Origin of the sequence: Streptomyces umbrinus (assembly GCF_030817415.1) — a bacterium.
Lineage (GTDB): Bacteria > Actinomycetota > Actinomycetes > Streptomycetales > Streptomycetaceae > Streptomyces > Streptomyces umbrinus_A.
On record NZ_JAUSZI010000002.1, the window covers coordinates 8,884,065 to 8,901,711 of the forward strand.

The following is a 17,647-nucleotide window of genomic DNA, read 5'->3' on the forward strand; positions in this document are numbered from 1 at the left end:
TCCTGTGACCTGCAATCTCCCCACACCGCTCGACGAAAGGGCCCACACCCATGTCCCGTCGAACCGCTCTGTCTTTAGGCGCAGTTCTCGCCCTCGGTGCCGGACTCGCCGTGATTCCCACCCAGGCCCAGGCCGCCACCGTGGTCGTCAGCAACTCCACCGACCTGTCCAACGCCATCAAGAACGCCACCGCGGGCACCACCATCCAGGTGCGCGCCGGCACGTACTACCCGACGGCGACCCTCCAGTCGACCGCCAACGGCACGTCCTCCAGCCGGATCCACCTCCAGCCGTACGGCTCCGAGACCGTGAAGATCGACGGCTCGAACCTCCCCGACGGCGACTGGATCTTCAAGCTGACCGCCGACTACTGGACGGTCTCGGGGATCACCTTCCAGAACTCCCCGGACAGCGCGGTCGTCTGCCAGTCCTGCGCCTCGACCGTCTGGGACAACATCAAGACGATCAACGGCGGCGACTCCGGCTTCACGCTCACCGGAGACAGCACCACCAACAACACCGTCCGGAACATCGACAGTTACGGCCACTACGACGCCGCCACCCACGGCGAGAACGCGGACGGCATCGCCATCAAGTTCGGCTCGGGCAGCGGCAACCTCGTCACCGGGGCGCGCCTCTACAACAACTCGGACGACGGTCTGGACTTCTGGTCGTTCTCGTCGCCGGTCACCGTCGAGCACACCTGGGCCATGGGCAACGGAAAGAACCGGTGGTCGGACTCGGCGTTCGCGGGTGACGGCAACGGCTACAAGCTGGGCGGCGACGGCGAGGTCGTCGCCCATGTCGTCAACAACTCGGCGGCCTGGGACAACGCGGGCAACGGCTTCACCGAGAACAGCAACAAGGGCGCCATCGTCATCAACCGCACCACCGCCTACGCCAACGCCAAGTGGGGCTACTACTTCGCGACCGGTGCCGCCAGGCTCGGCAAGAACCTGGCGGTCAGCAACAACGGCGGCTCGGTGAGCAAGGGTTCGTCGGTCGTCTCGTCCGGCAACAACTGGGACTCGGGCATCTCCACGCCCGCCTTCCGCTCCACCAGCGCGACGACCACGTACAACGCCCGTCAGTCGAACGGCGCGCTGCCCGTGACCACGTTCCTGACCACGGGCAGCACCACCATCGGCGCGACGATGGACTGAGACGGAATGGACCGAGACCGAGCCGGGGCTAGTGCCGTACCGGCCTGATCGACTCCAGGGTCGGCACCACCGGCTTGATCGTGCCGTCGGCCGCGAACCTCATGCGGTCGACGGTCGTCTCCCGGTGCGTGCCGTCCCCGCCTGCCAGACCCGGCCCGTTCAGGCCGAACCGGTGGTAGACCATGTACCAGTCGTCCGTGCCGGGCGCGTTGACCACCGAGTGGTGGCCCGTGGCGAGGATGCCGTACTCCGGTCGCTTGGACAGGATCGTGCCCTGCTTGGTCCACGGGCCGAGCGGGGTGGGACCGGTCGCGTAGGCGACGTGGTAGTTCTCGCTGCGGGTGTCGTCCTCGGACCACATGAAGTAGTACGTGCCCTTGCGCTCGACCACGAAGGACCCCTCCCGGAAGTTGTCCGGGGTGATGTCCTGGATCTTCGACGCGTCGAACGACACCATGTCGTCGTTCAGCGGGACGACGTAACCGTGGCCGTTGCCCCAGTAGAGGTACGACGTCCCGTCGTCGTCCGTGAAGACCGCCGGGTCGATCATCTGGCCCTGCAGCGAACCGCCCTTCGCCACCAGGGGTTTGCCGAGGGCGTCCTTGAAGGGGCCGGCGGGGGAGTCGGCCACCGCCACGCCGATCTGCTGTTCGGCGCAGAAGTAGAAGTAGTACTTGCCGTCGCGCTCGGCGATCGCGGGCGCCCAGGCGTTCTTGTCCGCCCACGACACATCAGGACCCAGGTCGAGGATCTCGCCGTGGTCCTTCCAGTGGACCAGATCCTTCGAGGAGAAGGCCTTGAACTTCGTGCCGCTCCAGCCGGGGAAGCCGTCCGTGGTCGGGTAGATCCAGTAGCGGCCGTCCAGGTACTGGATGTCGGGGTCCGCGTACAGCCCCGGCAGGACCGGGCTGCGGGTGGACACGGCCTCGACGGTCCAGGTGCGGGTCGTGCCGTCGGCCGCTGTCACCTTGTACTTCTGAGGCTTGCGGAAGTCGCGGCGCGTGCCGGAGGCCGGGCTCACCGTGGCGCCCTCGCCGAGCCAGAGCTTCGGCGCGAGCCGCGCGAGGTTCTCGCCCGGCTTCATCGGCAGCACGACCTTGGAGGCCGCCTCGGTGACGATCGCGTACCCCTTCTGGTCCTTCACCGTCGCGTCCACGACCGAGGTGCCGGCGGCCGGATACGCGGCCAGCAGCCGGTCGTACTCCGCCTGCGTGACCGGCATGACCGTGCCGTGCCGCGGGCTCGCGGGCAGCTGGTAGTTCTTCGACATCGTCCAGCGGCCCGAGTCGAGATCGGTCGTCTCGAAGGGCACGTAACCGCGGCCGCCGTACTCGTCGATGAACAGGTACCACTTCTCCTCGGTGTTGGACTTGAAGACCGTCGGGCCCTCACCGCGGTCGATCGAGCCACTGCCGATGCAGTCCGACACGAAGTCGTACGAGGTGTCCGTGAGGGAGGTCGACTTCTCCGCGGTGATGAACTTCGAGCAGGGACTGGAGGACGTGGGGTCCCGCTCGTCCTTCGTGTAGCGGTAGTAAGTGCCCTTGTTCTTCACGACGGTTGAGTCGATCACCGAGTAGCCGGGGTCGTCCCAGACCTTCGGCGCACTGAAGGTGCGGAAGTCCTTCGTCGTCGCGTACATCATCTTGTTGTACGTGGAGCCGGTGTGGTCCGGGTCGTCGTCGGCGTACAGCTTGGACGCCCAGAAGACGACGAACTCGCCGAGCCTGTCGTCCCAATAGGCCTCCGGCGCCCAGGTGTTGCCCGCGCTGTCGGGGGAGACCTTCACCAGACGCTGGTCGGTCCAGTGGACCAGGTCGGTGGACTCCCAGACCATGATCGACTTGCTGCCGTGGCGCTGGACGTCGTCCCAACTGCCGCTGGAGTTCTGGTACATGCGCAGATCGGTCGCGATCATGAAGAACTTGTCGCCCTTGGGGGAGCGGATCACGAACGGGTCGCGCAGGCCCTTCTCGCCGGTCGTGGACGTGAGCACCGGCTTGCCGCCGTTCAACTCCCGCCAGTGCAGCGGGTCGTTGCCCCGGCTGAGGGCGTAGCGGATCTGCTCGCCGTCCGCCGTGCCCTCGCCGGTGAAGTAGGCGAAGAGATAGCCGGCGTACTTCTGTTTGGTCACGTGAGGTGCTCCGGACGGTGCTTCGGGTGGGGCCTGGGGCTGGGCCGCCGGGCTCGGTGGGGCGGCGAGCAGGCTCAGGAGGAGGGCGAGGAGGGGGATCAGGAGCGTTCGCACGGTGCGGGGGCGCATGACACATCCTGTGGGGGTCTGGTGGATTCTGTTGGGATGGACTGCCCTCGGAGTGTCACCAGTGGCGGACGGGGCCGTCAATCGGTGGAAGCGGCCCCGGGGCGAGCGAAAGTTTCGATTCGTTTCGCGCGGGCCCGGCAACCTTTTGAGGGCAGGCGGCGACCAGGGATGAGAGGCGGGGCCGAGAAAAGAAAGCGGCCCCGGCCCCGCCTCTCTCCCCGCTGCCCAGGAAAGGAACGTCCCCGTGCGTCTCGGCACCGGACGGCACCGCAGGACCGGCACCCTCTCCGTCGCCACGGCGGTGGTCGTCGCCTCCGGGGCGGGAGGCGTCTACCTCGGCCTCTCGCTCGACAGAGCCGGCGCCGCCGGCACGACGGTGACCGTGTCGACCTCGGCGCGGCTGGAGTCCGCGGTCGGGAACGCGGCGGCCGGTACCACCATCCAGGTGCGCGGCGGCACGTACTACCCGACACGGACCCTCAAGTCGGCCGCGAACGGCACGAGTTCGGCCCGGATCACACTCCGGGCCCACGACGGCGAGAAGGTACGGATCGACGGGGCGAAGCTGCCCGCCGGATCCCCGCTCGCCGCGATCGACGGCGACCACTGGACCGTCCAGGACATCACCTGGCAGCACTCGCCGGCCCTCGGCTTCGTCGCCACCTCGTCCGTCGGCGGCGTCTTCAGGAACCTGGTCACCGCGGACAACGGCGACTCCGGCTTCACGCTGCGCGGGGACGGTACGACGGACAACCTCGTCCAGAACCTGCGCAGTTACGGCAACTACGACGCCGCGGGGCACGGCCGGAACGCCGACGGCATCGGCGTGAAGTTCGGCTCCGGCACGGGCAACAGGATCATCGGTGCCCGGCTCCACGACAACTCCGACGACGGCCTGGACCTCTGGCAGTTCTCCAGCACCGTCACCGTCGAGCACTCGTCGGCGTACGGGAACGGGAAGAACCGCTGGAAGGACCGTGCCTTCGAGGGCGGTGGTCACGGGTTCGAACTCGGCGGAGGGGGTGCTTCGGTCGCTCATGTCCTCGACGACAACGAGGCCTACGGCAACAGCTCCGCCGGGTTCTACGTCCCCGGTGCGCGAGACGGGCTCTCCGCCGTCACTGGTAGGTGAGGTCGGAGGCGGTGTAGTTGCAGTGCGTGCCGTCGGGCCCCGAGCCGTTCGTCGGGGGCTCGGCACCGGTGTTGTTGCCGATGTACTTCTGGCACGGAACGATCTTCTTGCCGCTGTCGCCGATGATCGTGATGCCTCGCAGGGCCGCGGTGTCGCCGTAGTTGGTGTTGATGCCGACCAGCCGCGAACCGGGCGCGGTCACCTCGATGGTGTTGAAGATCGAGGTGCGCTTGTACTGCGTCGAGCAGTTGCCGCAGGAGCGGTACAGGGTCTTGAAGTCCTGGGCGGCGAACTTGGAGACGACGAGCTTGCCGCCGCCGTTGTGCTGGAAGACCTTGTCCGCGGCCTTCTTCGCACCGCCGCCGTACACGGTGTAGGTGGCCGAGTTGCCGCCCCGGAAGGTGGCCGCGTCCTCGCCGACGTCCTCCCACCAGACGTTCTGCAGATTGCAACTGCCCTGGCAGTGGATGCCGTCGGCGCCGGGCTTGCCGATGATGACGTTCTTCAGCGTCGCGCCGTCGGCCAGCCGGAAGATCGGGTCCTGGCCCTCCTCCTGGCCGTCACCGGCCAGATCGCCGCTGCCGTAGTAGCGCTTCATACCGCCGTCCCGGGCCCCCGACACGGGGATCGTCGCGGAGACGGCCTCGCTGCCGTTGGCGGTCGGCCAGGTGGTGGCGGCGCTCGCCGACGACGACATCATCGTGCTGGTGACGATGGCGGCGCCGGTCAGGGCGAACGCGGAGAGCCCGCCGACGACGGCACGCCTCCGGCTGGTCCTGCGACGGTGCCGCGCACGGCGTTCCGGTTCCACGCGTGACGTCATGTCCCGGTCCTACCTTTCAAGAGTGGTTGCTCTGGTCATTCGTAAGATCGGAGGGCCCAGGGGCTCTGGGCATGGCTGTCATGTCGGCGCCGCTGGGATGGCTTAAGGAACTTGGCCACCCGGAGCCCCGCGACGACTCGACCGCCAATTGGGAGATGCGACTCCGATCGCTGCTGTAGGACAACGTCGGCGAGGTCGTCTGCGGGATCGATGAACGACGAGCTGGCGGAGGGATACGTGCCCGAGATCTGGGCCGGAGTGGACATCGGCAAGACGCACCACCACTGCGTGGTCATCGATACGGAGGGCAAGCGCCTGCTGTCCCGCCGGGTCGCGAACGACGAGAGCGAGCTCCTCGCCCTGATCAGCGATGTCCTGGAGATATCCCGGGAGGTGCTGTGGGCCGTCGACCTCAACCACGGCGGTGCCGCGCTGCTGATCGGCCTGCTGGTCAGCCACGGCCAGCCGGTCGCTTACCTCACCGGCCTGGCGGTCCACCGGGCCTCGGCCACCTACAAGGGCGGCGAGGGAAAGACCGACGCGAAGGACGCCTTCGTCATCGCAGACCAGGCCCGCGTCCGCCGCGACCTCGGCCTGCTGCGGCCCGGCGATGAGATCGCCGTGGACCTGCGCACCCTGACCACCCGCCGCCTGGACGCGGTCTTCGACCGGACCCGGCAGATCAACCGGCTCCGGGCCCAACTGCTGGAGATCTTCCCCGCGTTGGAGCGGGCCCTGGAACTGACGAACCGGGGGCCGGTGATGCTGCTGACCGGATACCAGACCCCGGCCGGGATCCGCCGGGCTGGAGCGAGCCGGATCGGGACCTGGCTGAAGAACCGCAAAGTCCGCGGCGCCGCCACACTGGCCAAGACGGCCGTGGAAGCCGCCCAGGCCCAACAGACCGCGCTGCCCGGCGAGAAGCTGGCCGCCGCCATGGTGGTCCGCCTCGCGAAGGGGGTGATGGCCCTCGATGAGGAGATCGCCGAGCTCGACGCCCTGATCGAGGCCCGGTTTCGCGAGCATCCGCACGCCGAAGTGATCCGCAGCCTGCCCGGCATGGGCACGAAACTCGCGGCCGAGTTCATTGCCGCCACCGGTGGCGACATGGACGCCTTCGGCAGCTCGGACCGCCTGGCCGGCTTCGCCGGCCTGGCCCCCAGGCCGCGCGACTCCGGGCGCGTCAGTGGCAATCTGCGCCGTCCCCGGCGCTACCACCGCGGTCTGCTGAGAACCATGTACCTGTCGGCCATGGTGAGCCTTCAGTGCTGCCCTGTGTCGAAGGCGTTCTACGACCGGAAACGGAGCGAGGGCAAGGGCCACAAGCAGGCCCTGCTGGCTCTCGCACGCCGACGCCTCAATGTCCTGTGGGCGATGATCCGTGACGGAAAGCAGTTCCATGCTTCACCCCCCGTCACACTGGCGGCTTGACATCACGATTGGGAAGTTCCTTCAGGTGGGGGAGAGTGACCTTGCGTCTCCTGGTCGCCACCCGGAGGGCGGGAGTTGCCGCCCGTCGGAACTTTTCTACGAGTCGTCGTCTACGCGCCGTCGTTTACGGGTCGCTGTCTACGAGTCGCCGTCGTCGTCGGACGCGTCACGTGCGAAGTCGCCCGCCACGCCCAGCTGTTGACCCCCGGCCTGCGCGCCGACCGCGTACGTGTCGTCTCCGGCGTCGCGGCCGCCGCGGTCGTGGTCATACTGGCCCGCGAAGACCCACTCGCCCGGCCACACCGTGCGGCCCGACTTGAGCACCCAGGTGTAGACGAGGAAGCCGTCCTTCTCGGTGACGGTCACCGTGAAGTCCTCCTCGGGCGCCGAGCGCCAGGCACCCGTCGAGGTGACCCCGCCGGTCTGCTTGACCTTCAACTCGACGGTGAGCGCGGTGAGTTGCTTGCTCGTCTTCAGCGTCACATCGCTCTGCGCCCAGAACTCGTTGCTGTGCGGGTCGAGCGAGCCGTCCGACCACAGCGGGCCGTCCTCGTCGTCCGCGTTCGCGGGCGGAGCGACGGGGGAGGTACGAGTCGGCGTGGCCGTCGGGGAGTTCGGCGTGCTCGGCCTGTCCGGCGGGGGCGACGACTTGGCCGGGTCCGGCGGAATCGGGGCACGGCTCGTCGCCTCCGGCGACGGATCGGGCGTGGGGGAGGTCGCGACCGTCTGGTCGGCCGCCTTGTCGTCCTTCACCGCGGACGCGACCGCGTAGCCGCCCACCGCGAGCACCCCGGCGGCGGCAGCCGTGGCGCCGACGACACGGAACCAGCCGAGCGGGGACGACCGCGGGGAGGGGCGCCCGGCACTCTCCGTACCGGCCATGCCGCGTTCGACACGCGCCAGGATGTGCGCGCGGTCGGGCTCATGTGCCTCGGCCGCGTCCCGCAGCGTGGCGCGCAGCTCCTCGTGCACGTCCTTCATCGTTCCCTCCCTTCGGCTCCGGTGGCACGCAGTACCGCCGCGTGCATCCGCCGCGGAGCCTCCTGGGACCCCAGCAACCGCTGCAGCTCCGCCATCCCCTTCGACGTCTGGCTCTTCACCGTACCGACCGAGATTCCGAGGGACAGCGCGGTGTCCTTCTCCGAGAGGTCGAAAGCATGCCGCAGAACCACGCACGCCCGCTTGCGGAACGGCAGTCTGCGCAGGGCCTCCTGGACATCGACCATGCCCGGTATGTCGGGATTCTCGGTCTTGTCCTCGCGCTGTGACCAGAACAGCGTGATCCGTCTGCGCTCACGCACCGCGCTGCGGATCCGGCTCCTGGCCAGATTGGCGACCACACCACGCGCGTACGCCACCGGGTGGTCCGCCGCGCGCACCCGGTCCCAGCGGTGCCACAGCGCGAGCAGCGCGTCCGCCGCGAGATCGTCGGCGGCGTCCGACTCACCCGTCAACAGGTGGGCCAGACGCGCCAGTTCGGCGTAGTGGCGCTCGAAGAAATCGTGGAACTCCGCGGAGGCGGCGTCGTCGACGACAGTGCCCACGGGCGACCTCTCCCTGTCGGTTCCTGCGCGGTACGCCTGACGGCTCTCACGGGGTACGTGCGTATACGGCCCCTGCGTTGCGGGTGTGAAGGAACGGTGTCCTGTGGGGCGAGATCCGAGAGAGTATCAGGCGTTCGTACAGCGCTTCGAACATCGTATGGCGGGCCGAACTCGATTCCGTAACACGGGGAAAACCTGAAAACGGTTCAACGAGGGAACAATCCAGCCAGCATCCGCACTCTGAACACGCAGGTAACGAGGAGCATCAGCCATGTCCGAAACTGAGAAGGTGGCAGACCGGCCGAGCGCCGGACCACCCCCGGCGAACAGCGTCGACCGGTTCTTCAAGATTTCCGCCAGGGGCTCCACCTTCGCCCGTGAGGTACGCGGCGGCTTCGCCACGTTCTTCACGATGGCCTACATCCTTGTCCTGAATCCCATCATCCTGGGAAGCGCCAAGGACAAGTTCGGTGACCAGCTCGACAACGTCCAGCTGGTCACCGCCACCGCACTCGTGGCCGCCGTGATGACGGTCATCATGGGTGTCGGCGGCAACCTGCCGCTCGCGCTCGCCGCCGGACTCGGCCTCAACGCCGTCGTGGCCTTCCAGATCGCCCCGCTGATGAGCTGGGACGACGCGATGGGCCTGATCGTCCTCGAGGGCCTGCTGATCTGTGTCCTGGTGGTGACGGGTCTGCGCGAGGCCGTCATGCACGCGATACCTCAGCCGCTCAAGCAGGCGATCAGCGTCGGCATCGGCCTGTTCATCGCCTTCATCGGCTTCGTCGACGCCGGGTTCGTCACCCGCATACCCGACGTCGCGAACACCACGGTCCCGGTGCAGCTCGGCGGCACCGGCGCGCTGGCCGGCTGGCCGATCCTGGTCTTCTGTCTCGGTGTGCTGCTGACCATCGGGCTGCTTGCCCGCAAGGTCAAGGGCGCGATCCTGATCAGCATCGTGACGATGACGATCGTCGCGATCATCATCAACGAGATCGCGGACATCAAGAGCTGGGGCCTGACCACGCCGAAGATCCCCGACGACGTCGTGGCCTCGCCCGACTTCGGGCTGCTCGGCGACTTCAGCCTGTTCGGCGCCTTCGGTGAGGCGAGCGTGATCACCGTCGTGCTGCTGGTCTTCACGCTGATCCTGTCGGACTTCTTCGACACCATGGGCACGGTCGTCGGCATCAGCGCCGAGGCCGGGCTCCTGGACGAGGAGGGCAAGGTTCCCAACCTCGGCCGCGTCCTGCTCATCGACGGCGCCGCGGCGGTCGCGGGCGGCGCGGCCTCCGCCTCGTCCTCGACCTCGTACATCGAGTCGGCCGCGGGCGTCGGCGAGGGTGCGCGCACGGGCTTCGCGAACCTGGTCACCGGCGGGCTCTTCGGCCTCGCCCTGTTCATGACCCCGTTGCTGACGATCGTCCCGCTCCAGGCGGCGGCGCCCGCGCTCGTCGCGGTCGGTTTCCTGATGATGACCCAGGTCAAGCACATCGACTGGGACCGCTACGAGATCGCCATCCCGGCGTTCCTGACGATCGCCGTGATGCCCTTCACCTACTCGATCACCAACGGCATCGGGGCGGGCTTCCTGGCCTACGTCCTGATCAAGACGGTGCTGGGCAAGGCGAAGGAGGTCCACTGGCTGCTGTGGGGCACGTCGGTGCTGTTCCTGATCTACTTCGCGATCGACCCGATCGAACAGGTTCTGGGAGTGAAGTAGCGACCACCCTCCGGGGGTGATCGGTCGGCCGCGGGCCGTGTGTGGCTGGTCGCGCAGTTCCCCGCGCCCCTGAAAGATGAAAGACAGGGGCGCAGCCCCGTCTTTCAGGGGCGCGGGGAACTGCGCGACCAGCCCCCACCGGCCGGCAGCCGACGAACCGACCCACAGGAACCGTCAGTTCTGAAGCGCGGCCCGCATCATCGCCTTCGCAACCGGCGCAGCCAATCCATTGCCGCTGACTTCGGAGCGCGCCGCATTCGACTGCTCCACCAGCACGGCCACAGCCACTTCCTTGCCGCTGGAGTCATCCTTCGCGTACGACGTGAACCACGCGTACGGCGTCTTGCTGTTGTTCTCGCCGTGCTGCGCCGTACCGGTCTTGCCGCCCACCGTCGCCCCGGAGATCTGCGCGTTCGTGCCCGTGCCCTCCTCGACGACCGTCTGCATCGCCGACTGCAACTGCTCGGCCGTGGACGAGCTGACGATCTCCTTCGAGTCCGTCGAGTCGTCGTAGTTCTCCAGCACGTTGCCGTCCGCGTCACTGATCTGCGACACCATGTGCGGCGAGACCAGCTTGCCGCCGTTGGCGATGGCGGCCGACACCATGGCCATCTGCAACGGCGTCGCGGTCACGTCGAACTGCCCGATACCCGTCAGCGCCGTGGACGACTTCTCCATGTCCGACGGATACACGCTCTCGTACGCCCGCACGGGCACGTCCTGCGACTTGTCGTTGAAGCCGAACTTCTCGGCCATCGCCTTCAGCTTGTCCTGGCCCAGATCGACGGCCATCTTCGCGAAGACGTTGTTGCACGAGTACTGGAGGGCGACACGGATCGTCGCGTTCTCACAGGGCGCGGACTTGCTCTCGTTCTCCAGGACCCTGGTCGTGCCCGGCAGCGTGTACGGGTTCTCGCTGTCGGTCTTCGTGTCCACCGAGGCGTACAGGTCGTCCTCCAGCGCGGCGGCCGCGACGACCAGCTTGAACGTCGAACCCGGCGGCAGCGGCTGGCGCATCGCCCGGTTCGTCATCGGCTTCTCCGGGTCCTTCGTCAGCTTCGTCCAGGCGTCGGAGTCGCCGGCGCTGAGCACCGAGGGGTCGTACGACGGGGTGGACACGACGCCGAGGATCTTGCCCGTCTTCGGGTCGATCGCGACGGCGGCGCCCTTCTTGTCGCCGAGCGCCTCGTACGCAGCCTTCTGCACGGCCGGATCGATCGTGGTGACCACGTCACCCGGGTCGGCGCGCTTGCCGGTGACCGTGTCGAGGGGGTTCTTCAGGCGGTTGTCCGTGCCGTCGAGCAGGTCCTGGTAGATGCCCTCCAGCTGCGTCGCCCCGAACACCTGGGAGCTGTAGCCCGTGACCGCCGAGTAGAGGCTGCCGTCGGTGTACGTGCGCTTGTACTTGAGGTCGCCGCCCTTCGTCTGCGCGGAACCGGTGATCGCGTCCCCGGCCACGATGATGTTCCCGAGCGGGTACGCGTACTGCTCGATCGCGTTCCGTCGGTTGTCCTTGCTGTCCGCGAGCGCCTGGCCTTCGTAGAACTGCACCCAGGTCGCCCGGACCAGCAGGGCGAGGACGAGCAGCAGGGTGAAGACGGAGGCGCGCCTGATCGTTTTGTTCATCCCATATGGACGACGACCAGGACGGACCCGATCGTTCCCACCCACCCGGATTTTTCATACGTCCTTCATGAAGCCCGCCTCGTACGCCGCGATCACCGCCTGTGTACGGTCCCGGGCCGCCGTCTTCGCCAGGACGGCCGCCACATGGGTCTTCACCGTCGCGGGCCCGACGCCCATGCGGCTCGCGATCTCGGCGTTGGTGAGCCCGGCGGCCATCAGCCGCAGGACCTCGCTCTCGCGGCCGGTGAGCCTCGCCACCCACGCCGGCGGTGCCGCCTTCGGCCGCCCGTACTCGGTGGCGAGCGCCCGCACCGCCGCCGGGAACAGCAGGCTGTCGCTGTGCGTGACCAGCCGCACGGCCTGGACCAGCGCGTCGGCCTCGGCCCGCTTGAGCAGAAACCCGGACGCTCCGGCGCGCAGCGCCTCGTACACGTACGCGTCGTTCTCGAAGGTGGTCACCACGACGATGCGTGGGGGATCGGGAAGCGTCGCCAGGATCTGTTCGGTGGCGCGGATGCCGTCGATCCCGGGCATGCGGACGTCCATGAGGACGACGTCGGGTGCCAGCTCGCGGACGACGGACACGGCCTCGGCGCCCGTGGCCGCCTCGCCGACGACCTCCAGACCGGGCTCGGCCGTCAGGATCGCGCGCAGCGCGGTGCGCACCATGCGCTCGTCGTCGGCGAGGACGATCCGGATGGTCATGCGGGTCCTTCCAGGGGGAGTCGTACGTGCAGCCGCCACACCCCGTCCACCGGGCCGCACTCCGTGGTGCCGCCCAGGAGCCGGGCCCGGTCGGCGATCCCGCGCAGACCGTGGCCCCCGCCGGGACGGGGAACCGCGGCCGCCGGCGCGGGATTCTCGGCGGCGATGTCCAGCTCCTTGCCGTCGGGGACCACCCTGATCCGGAGCGTCACGGAGGTCCCGGACCCGGCGTGCCTGAGGGCGTTGCTCAGGGCCTCCTGCACGATGCGGTACGCCTCGCGGGAGACGAGCGGGGGCAGCGCCTCGGGGTCCGCGTCCACGGCGACGGTCACGCGGAGGCCGCCCGCGCGGGTGCGGCGGAGCAGACCGTCGAGGTCGGCGGCGAGGGTGGGCGCCGGAGCGGGGGTCGTGCCGGGGAAGCCGCCGCCGGGGGAGTCGGCGTCGCGCAACACGCCCAGTACGGCGTCGAGTTCGCCCACCGTGCGGCGCGTGGTGTCCTCGATCGCGGCCAGCGCCTCGCGCACGAACTCGGGGTCGCTGTCCAGGACCCGGCGGGCCGCGCTCGCCTGGAGCGTGACGGCGCTCAGCGCGTGGCCGACGGAGTCGTGCAGCTCACGGGCCAGCCGGTTGCGTACGGCGAGATCGGCGGCGTGGGCCTCCGCGGCCGCGAGCCGGTCCTCGGGTGTGGGCCCGAGCAACTCCGGCGCCCAGCGGGCCAGCAGCGCGCCCGCGCCCGCCGCGCAGCCGGCCAGAGCCGCCAGCATCGCCGCGCCCGCGACCGGGGAGAGCGCCAACACCCAGGTGTGGTCGAGGAGTTCGGGCAGATCGAGCCGGGTGTCGCGCAGCCCCACGTAGAGCGGCAGCACGATCAGCACCACCGCGAAGGGCGGCGTCGCGAGGGACATCCCGGCGATGACTCCGCCGAACGCCAGGTGCAGCGTGAACCACACCGCCGTACGCCCCTTCGCCTGCCGGGTGCGCGCGGGCCCGTCGGCGAGACGGTCGCCGTCGACCCCGCACAGGGCCCGGACCACGGCCACCGACATCGGCCGGGTCAGCGGGAACACCCCGGTGACCGCGGCGAGCGGCAGCCCGGCGCCGAAGGCGAGCAGCTGGTGGGGCAGCGAACTGAACAGGTTCTGGGAGTTCGTGAACGGGCCGACGATCAGCTCGCCGACGAAGACGTACGGCATGGCGAGCGCGCCGCCGAGGATCAGATGGATCCACCGCCGACGCGTCCGCCTCCCGAACAGGGTCCGGGCGAGCGCGCTCACGTCGACCGCTCGGCGACGGCGTACAACATCCGACGAAACGTCTGCGTCATGACACCCACGCTCCCGCCCCACCCCACCGGGCCACGTCCTGCGCGACGACGATCCGCCTCCGCCGCACGGGGGAGGGGGACGCGATGTCAGGCCCCGAAAGGGGCGCGGGGAACTGCGCGACCAGCCACACACAACCCGCACCAGGCAACGACCCGCAACCCCAACGGCGCCCCACCGAAGAACCGACGCACGCTCACGCTTCGAGCGTCAGCACAACCTCGTCGATCTCCTCACCCCGCGCATTGGCGAAGCCCCTGTCCCGCCCGGAGACGCGAAACCCGCACTTCTCCAGCACCCGCAACGACCCCACGTTGTCCACGGCGGCCCGGGCGAACAACGGACGCTCGGGCACGGCTTCGAGCAACGCCCGCAACGCCCCGGTGGCGATCCCCCGCCCCCAGTACGCCCTGTCGATCCAGTACGTCACTTCGCGCTCGTCGGGCGGGCCGTACACCGCCGCGTTGCCGACCACGTCACCGTCGACGAGGACCGTACGGTTGACGACGTCGGACAAGCTGCGGATCCGCTTCCAGTGGGCGTCGAAGGCGTCCCGGTCCGTCGGGTCCTTCGCGGTGAACGCGGCCATCCGCACCGACTCGGGATCCATCATCTGCCGGAAGAACACCGGCAGATCGCTGTCGTGGATCTCGCGGAGCACGACCTCCGCGTCGGACAGTTCAGACATGTCAGAGCCTCCGGGTGGCGAGGGTCAGTCGGTCCCGCGCGTCGAACAGCGCGTCCTTCACCATCTGCTCGTGCGCGGGCGTCAGCCGCGCCACCGGCACCGAGCAGCTGATCGCGTCCCGGGCGGGCGTCCGGTAGGGGATCGCGACGCCGAAGCAGCGCAGTCCGAGCGTGTTCTCCTCGCGGTCCACCGCGAACCCCTGCTCCCGTACCTGGTGCAGCTCCTCGATGAGCTTCTCCCGGTCGGTGATCGTGTGCTCGGTCAGCGCGGGGAGCGTCTCCGGGAGCAGCTTCCGTACCTGCTCGTCGGTGTGCGTGGCGAGCAGCGCCTTGCCGAGCGACGTGGAGTGCGCGGGCAGCCGGCGGCCCACGCGTGTGAAGGGGCGGAGGTAGTGCTGGGACTGGCGGGTCGCGAGGTAGACGACGTTCGTGCCGTCGAGGCGCGCCAGGTGGATCGTCTCCGTCGTGTCGTCGGAGAGCCGGTCCAGCGTCGGCCGGGCCGCGGCCACGACCTCGTCGCCGTCGATGTACGACGTACCGACGAGCAGGGCCCGTACGCCGATGCCGTACCGCGTGCCCGTCGCGTCCGTCTCGACCCAGCCGAGCTCGACGAGGGTGCGCAGCAGCATGTAGAGACTGGACTTGGGGTACCCGACGGCCTCCTGCACGGCGGCCAGGGAGTGCATGCCCGGGCGTCCGGCGAAGTACTCGAGCAATTCAACCGTCCGCACCGCGGACTTGACTTGCGCGCCGCCGCCCGTCTCGACTGCCGACATCGCCTTGACCCCCTAGTTCGCCGGGAAATAGTCTCCACAGCATATTCACCACCAGAGACAGCGTTCAGCATATCGAACGCCGCTGGTGAGTGGCACATGAACTGCGGCATTACATCTGGAGGGACCCGCGGTGGCAGCAGCACCAGTCTGGAGTGTCGACCCCCGAACCGGGAAGCAGCGCGAGCAGGTTGCGGTGGAAGCCACAGCCCAGGAGGTGGACGCGGCCGTCCGCGCGGCCCATGCCGCCCGGGGAGCACTCGCCGACCGCACCGTCCGCGCGGCCTTCCTGCGTTCCGCGGCCGACCAGCTCGAAGGCGCCAAGGACCACCTGGTCGAGGCCGCGGACGCGGAGACCGCGCTCGGTCCGGTCCGGCTCACCGGCGAGCTCGCCCGCACCTGCTACCAGCTGCGGGCCTTCGCGGACATCGTCGACGAGGGCGAGTTCCTCGGGGTCGTGATCAACCACCCCGACGACACCGCGACCCCGCCGATCCCGGACCTGCGCCGCTACAAGGTGCCGCTGGGCGTCGTCGCCGTCTACTCGGCCTCGAACTTCCCCTTCGCCTTCTCCGTGCCCGGCGGCGACACCGCGAGCGCGCTCGCCGCGGGCTGCCCGGTCGTAGTCAAGGCGCACCCCGACCACCCGGGCCTTTCCGAGCTGGTCGCGTCCGTCCTGCGCCGGGCCGCCGCCCAGCACGACATCCCGGACGGCGTCCTCGGCCTGGTGCACGGCTTCGACGCGGGCGTCGAGCTGGTCAGGCACCCGCTGGTCACGGCCGCCGGATTCACCGGTTCGGTACGCGGTGGACGTGCCCTCTTCGACGCGGCGGCCGCCCGGCCCGCGCCGATCCCCTTCCACGGCGAGCTGGGTTCCCTGAACCCCGTCGTCATCACCGAGGCCGCGGCCGCCGAGCGCGCCGAGGCGATCGGTACGGGGCTCGCGGGCTCCATGACGCTGGGCGTCGGCCAGTTCTGCGTGAAGCCCGGTCTGGTGCTGGCGCCCGCCGGCGCGTCCGGTGACCGGCTGGTCAAGTCGCTCACGGACGCGGTGAGCGACACGGACGCGGGTGTTCTCCTGGACCACCGCATGCGCGACAACTTCGTCGCGGGGGTCGCCGAGCGGGCCGAACTCCCCGACGTGGACGCCCCGGTGACCCCGGGCGCGGGCAGCGAGCACACGGTGAGCCCCGGCTTCCTGACGGTTCCGGCCGAGCGGCTCGCGAGCGAGGGCGAGTACGACCTGCTGCTCGAGGAGTGCTTCGGGCCGGTCACCGTCGTCGCGCGCTACGAGGACGAGGCCGAGGCGAACGCGGTGCTCGCGCGGCTGCCCGGCAACCTCACCGCGACCGTCCACCTCTCCACGGAGGAGACGGCCGGCGAGGGGCGCGGTGCGGAGATCCTCGCCGAGCTGACGCCGCTCGCGGGGCGCGTCCTGGTCAACGCGTGGCCGACCGGTGTCGCGGTCGCGCCCTCCCAGCACCACGGGGGGCCGTACCCGGCGACCACCTCCACGTCCACGTCGGTCGGCGGTACGGCGATCGAGCGGTGGCTGCGGCCGGTGGCGTACCAGAACACGCCGGAGGCGCTGTTGCCGGTGGAGCTTCGCGACGACAATCCGCTGGGGTTGCCGCGGCGGTACGACGGGCGACTGGAGCGGTAGCGCTCCGCGGGGTGCGCCGTTGGGCCCGTGGCCGTTCTGCGGCTGCGGGCCCGTTGTGGCTGATCGCGCAGTTCCCCGCGCCCCTTGAGGGGCGCCCCCTGCGGCGCAGCCGTGCGGTGATACGGCCCCGCGCCCCTTTCTGGGCGTGGGGGTGGACCTGACAGACTCGGGGGATGGACTTGGAACTTCCTGAACTTCCCTTTTCTCTTCGGACGTACGGGCCCGACGGGCACTGGTCGTACGAGGACGGGGTGCTCACCGGGTGGGCGGGGGCGCGGCAGGACCGGTTCGTGCCGCCGACCGACGAGGGGCTGGACCCCGCGTCCGACGCGCCCCGGCTGCTCGGGTCGCCGGAGGGGGACTTCCAGCTCATCGCCCGGGTCACGGTCGGTTTCGCCGGGGCGTTCGACGCGGGCGTGCTGTACGTGCATGTGGGCGAGCGGGCCTGGGCCAAGCTCTGCCTGGAGAACTCGCCGGACGTGCCCACCGTCTGCACGGTCGTCACCCGTGGCCACTCCGACGACGCCAACTCCTTCACGGTGGATGGCAGTTCGGTCTGGCTGAGGATCAGCCGCACCGGCCGTGCCTTCGCCTTCCACGCGTCCAGGGACGGTAAACGCTGGACCTTCGTCCGCCTCTTCACCCTGGCCGACGAGAAGGAGACCGGCGCCGCCCTGATCGGCTTCATGACCCAGTCCCCGATGGGCGAGGGCTGCGTGGTCACCTACGACCACATCGAATACCACCCGGACTGGCCGGCAGACCTCAGAGACGGCACCTGAGCCTCGGCCG

15 protein-coding genes are annotated in these 17,647 nt (G+C 69.4%); 6 read left to right on the plus strand and 9 right to left on the minus strand.

What is annotated here, in order from left to right:
• Window positions 1-50: 50 nt before the first annotated feature.
• Window positions 51-1,163: a right-handed parallel beta-helix repeat-containing protein gene (locus QF035_RS39240; protein ID WP_307525872.1), complete on the plus strand. Its 1,113-nt coding sequence runs from the start codon at window positions 51-53 to the stop codon at window positions 1,161-1,163.
• Between the two features lie 28 nt (window positions 1,164-1,191).
• On the opposite strand, the gene QF035_RS39245 is transcribed toward QF035_RS39240, so the two are convergent.
• On the minus strand, window positions 1,192-3,426 hold the full coding sequence (locus QF035_RS39245; protein WP_307525873.1) for a family 43 glycosylhydrolase: 2,235 nt from the start codon (window positions 3,424-3,426) through the stop codon (window positions 1,192-1,194).
• A gap of 244 nt (window positions 3,427-3,670) precedes the next feature.
• Here QF035_RS39245 and QF035_RS39250 point away from each other — a divergent pair, with 244 nt between their 5' ends.
• Window positions 3,671-4,558 carry a right-handed parallel beta-helix repeat-containing protein gene (locus tag QF035_RS39250; RefSeq protein WP_307525874.1) on the plus strand — a complete coding sequence of 296 codons (888 nt, stop codon included), beginning with the start codon at window positions 3,671-3,673 and terminating at the stop codon, window positions 4,556-4,558.
• Here the strand turns inward: QF035_RS39250 and QF035_RS39255 are convergent.
• A complete protein-coding gene (locus QF035_RS39255) occupies window positions 4,545-5,381 on the minus strand; it encodes a pectate lyase (RefSeq protein ID WP_307525875.1) in 837 nt (278 codons plus the stop codon). The two genes, QF035_RS39250 and QF035_RS39255, sit on opposite strands and share 14 nt — an antisense overlap.
• A 210-nt stretch (window positions 5,382-5,591) precedes the next feature.
• Between QF035_RS39255 and QF035_RS39260 the strand changes: the two genes are divergently transcribed.
• Window positions 5,592-6,812 carry an IS110 family transposase gene (locus QF035_RS39260; RefSeq protein WP_307523192.1) on the plus strand — a complete coding sequence of 407 codons (1,221 nt, stop codon included), beginning with the start codon at window positions 5,592-5,594 and terminating at the stop codon, window positions 6,810-6,812.
• A 138-nt stretch (window positions 6,813-6,950) separates the two neighbouring features.
• Here QF035_RS39260 and QF035_RS39265 read toward each other — a convergent pair whose 3' ends face one another.
• Both QF035_RS39265 and QF035_RS39270 read right to left on the minus strand, forming a co-directional pair.
• Window positions 6,951-7,793, minus strand: a complete 843-nt coding sequence (locus QF035_RS39265) for a hypothetical protein (RefSeq protein ID WP_307525877.1) — start codon at window positions 7,791-7,793, stop codon at window positions 6,951-6,953.
• Complete coding sequence (locus QF035_RS39270; RefSeq protein WP_307525880.1) at window positions 7,790-8,356, minus strand: SigE family RNA polymerase sigma factor; 567 nt, start codon at window positions 8,354-8,356, stop codon at window positions 7,790-7,792. Before QF035_RS39270 ends, QF035_RS39265 begins: the two co-directional genes overlap by 4 nt.
• Window positions 8,357-8,627: 271 nt before the next feature.
• Here QF035_RS39270 and QF035_RS39275 point away from each other — a divergent pair, with 271 nt between their 5' ends.
• Window positions 8,628-10,079, plus strand: a complete 1,452-nt coding sequence (locus tag QF035_RS39275; RefSeq protein WP_307525881.1) for an NCS2 family permease — start codon at window positions 8,628-8,630, stop codon at window positions 10,077-10,079.
• Window positions 10,080-10,253: 174 nt separating this feature from the next.
• Here QF035_RS39275 and QF035_RS39280 read toward each other — a convergent pair whose 3' ends face one another.
• From QF035_RS39280 to QF035_RS39300, 5 genes are all read right to left on the minus strand, one after another.
• On the minus strand, window positions 10,254-11,705 hold the full coding sequence (locus tag QF035_RS39280) for a peptidoglycan D,D-transpeptidase FtsI family protein (protein ID WP_307525883.1): 1,452 nt from the start codon (window positions 11,703-11,705) through the stop codon (window positions 10,254-10,256).
• Between the two features lie 54 nt (window positions 11,706-11,759).
• Complete coding sequence (locus tag QF035_RS39285) at window positions 11,760-12,410, minus strand: response regulator transcription factor (protein ID WP_307525885.1); 651 nt, start codon at window positions 12,408-12,410, stop codon at window positions 11,760-11,762.
• Window positions 12,407-13,684 carry a sensor histidine kinase gene (locus tag QF035_RS39290; RefSeq protein WP_307525887.1) on the minus strand — a complete coding sequence of 426 codons (1,278 nt, stop codon included), beginning with the start codon at window positions 13,682-13,684 and terminating at the stop codon, window positions 12,407-12,409. Before QF035_RS39290 ends, QF035_RS39285 begins: the two co-directional genes overlap by 4 nt.
• Before the next feature lie 244 nt (window positions 13,685-13,928).
• Complete coding sequence (locus QF035_RS39295) at window positions 13,929-14,420, minus strand: GNAT family N-acetyltransferase (protein ID WP_307525888.1); 492 nt, start codon at window positions 14,418-14,420, stop codon at window positions 13,929-13,931.
• A gap of 1 nt (window position 14,421) precedes the next feature.
• Window positions 14,422-15,195, minus strand: a complete 774-nt coding sequence (locus QF035_RS39300) for an IclR family transcriptional regulator (protein WP_055616458.1) — start codon at window positions 15,193-15,195, stop codon at window positions 14,422-14,424.
• A 130-nt stretch (window positions 15,196-15,325) separates the two neighbouring features.
• On the opposite strand from QF035_RS39300, the gene QF035_RS39305 reads away from it, so the two are divergent.
• Window positions 15,326-16,855, plus strand: coding sequence for an aldehyde dehydrogenase (NADP(+)) (locus tag QF035_RS39305; protein WP_307525891.1), 1,530 nt, complete (start codon window positions 15,326-15,328; stop codon window positions 16,853-16,855).
• Between the two features lie 173 nt (window positions 16,856-17,028).
• Complete coding sequence (locus QF035_RS39310) at window positions 17,029-17,637, plus strand: DUF1349 domain-containing protein (RefSeq protein WP_307525893.1); 609 nt, start codon at window positions 17,029-17,031, stop codon at window positions 17,635-17,637.
• Window positions 17,638-17,647 lie beyond the last annotated feature (10 nt).

What these genes read in the sequence shown, in the direction of transcription:
- QF035_RS39260 (WP_307523192.1), top strand. Translation starts at nt 5,592, where the DNA reads ATGAACGACGAGCTGGCGGAGGGATACGTGCCCGAGATCTGGGCCGGA.
- QF035_RS39295 (WP_307525888.1), bottom strand. Translation starts at nt 14,420, where the DNA reads ATGTCTGAACTGTCCGACGCGGAGGTCGTGCTCCGCGAGATCCACGAC.
- QF035_RS39285 (WP_307525885.1), bottom strand. Translation starts at nt 12,410, where the DNA reads ATGACCATCCGGATCGTCCTCGCCGACGACGAGCGCATGGTGCGCACC.
- QF035_RS39255 (WP_307525875.1), bottom strand. Translation starts at nt 5,381, where the DNA reads ATGACGTCACGCGTGGAACCGGAACGCCGTGCGCGGCACCGTCGCAGG.
- QF035_RS39275 (WP_307525881.1), top strand. Translation starts at nt 8,628, where the DNA reads ATGTCCGAAACTGAGAAGGTGGCAGACCGGCCGAGCGCCGGACCACCC.
- QF035_RS39240 (WP_307525872.1), top strand. Translation starts at nt 51, where the DNA reads ATGTCCCGTCGAACCGCTCTGTCTTTAGGCGCAGTTCTCGCCCTCGGT.
- QF035_RS39265 (WP_307525877.1), bottom strand. Translation starts at nt 7,793, where the DNA reads ATGAAGGACGTGCACGAGGAGCTGCGCGCCACGCTGCGGGACGCGGCC.
- QF035_RS39245 (WP_307525873.1), bottom strand. Translation starts at nt 3,426, where the DNA reads ATGCGCCCCCGCACCGTGCGAACGCTCCTGATCCCCCTCCTCGCCCTC.
- QF035_RS39280 (WP_307525883.1), bottom strand. Translation starts at nt 11,705, where the DNA reads ATGAACAAAACGATCAGGCGCGCCTCCGTCTTCACCCTGCTGCTCGTC.
- QF035_RS39300 (WP_055616458.1), bottom strand. Translation starts at nt 15,195, where the DNA reads ATGTCGGCAGTCGAGACGGGCGGCGGCGCGCAAGTCAAGTCCGCGGTG.
- QF035_RS39310 (WP_307525893.1), top strand. Translation starts at nt 17,029, where the DNA reads ATGGACTTGGAACTTCCTGAACTTCCCTTTTCTCTTCGGACGTACGGG.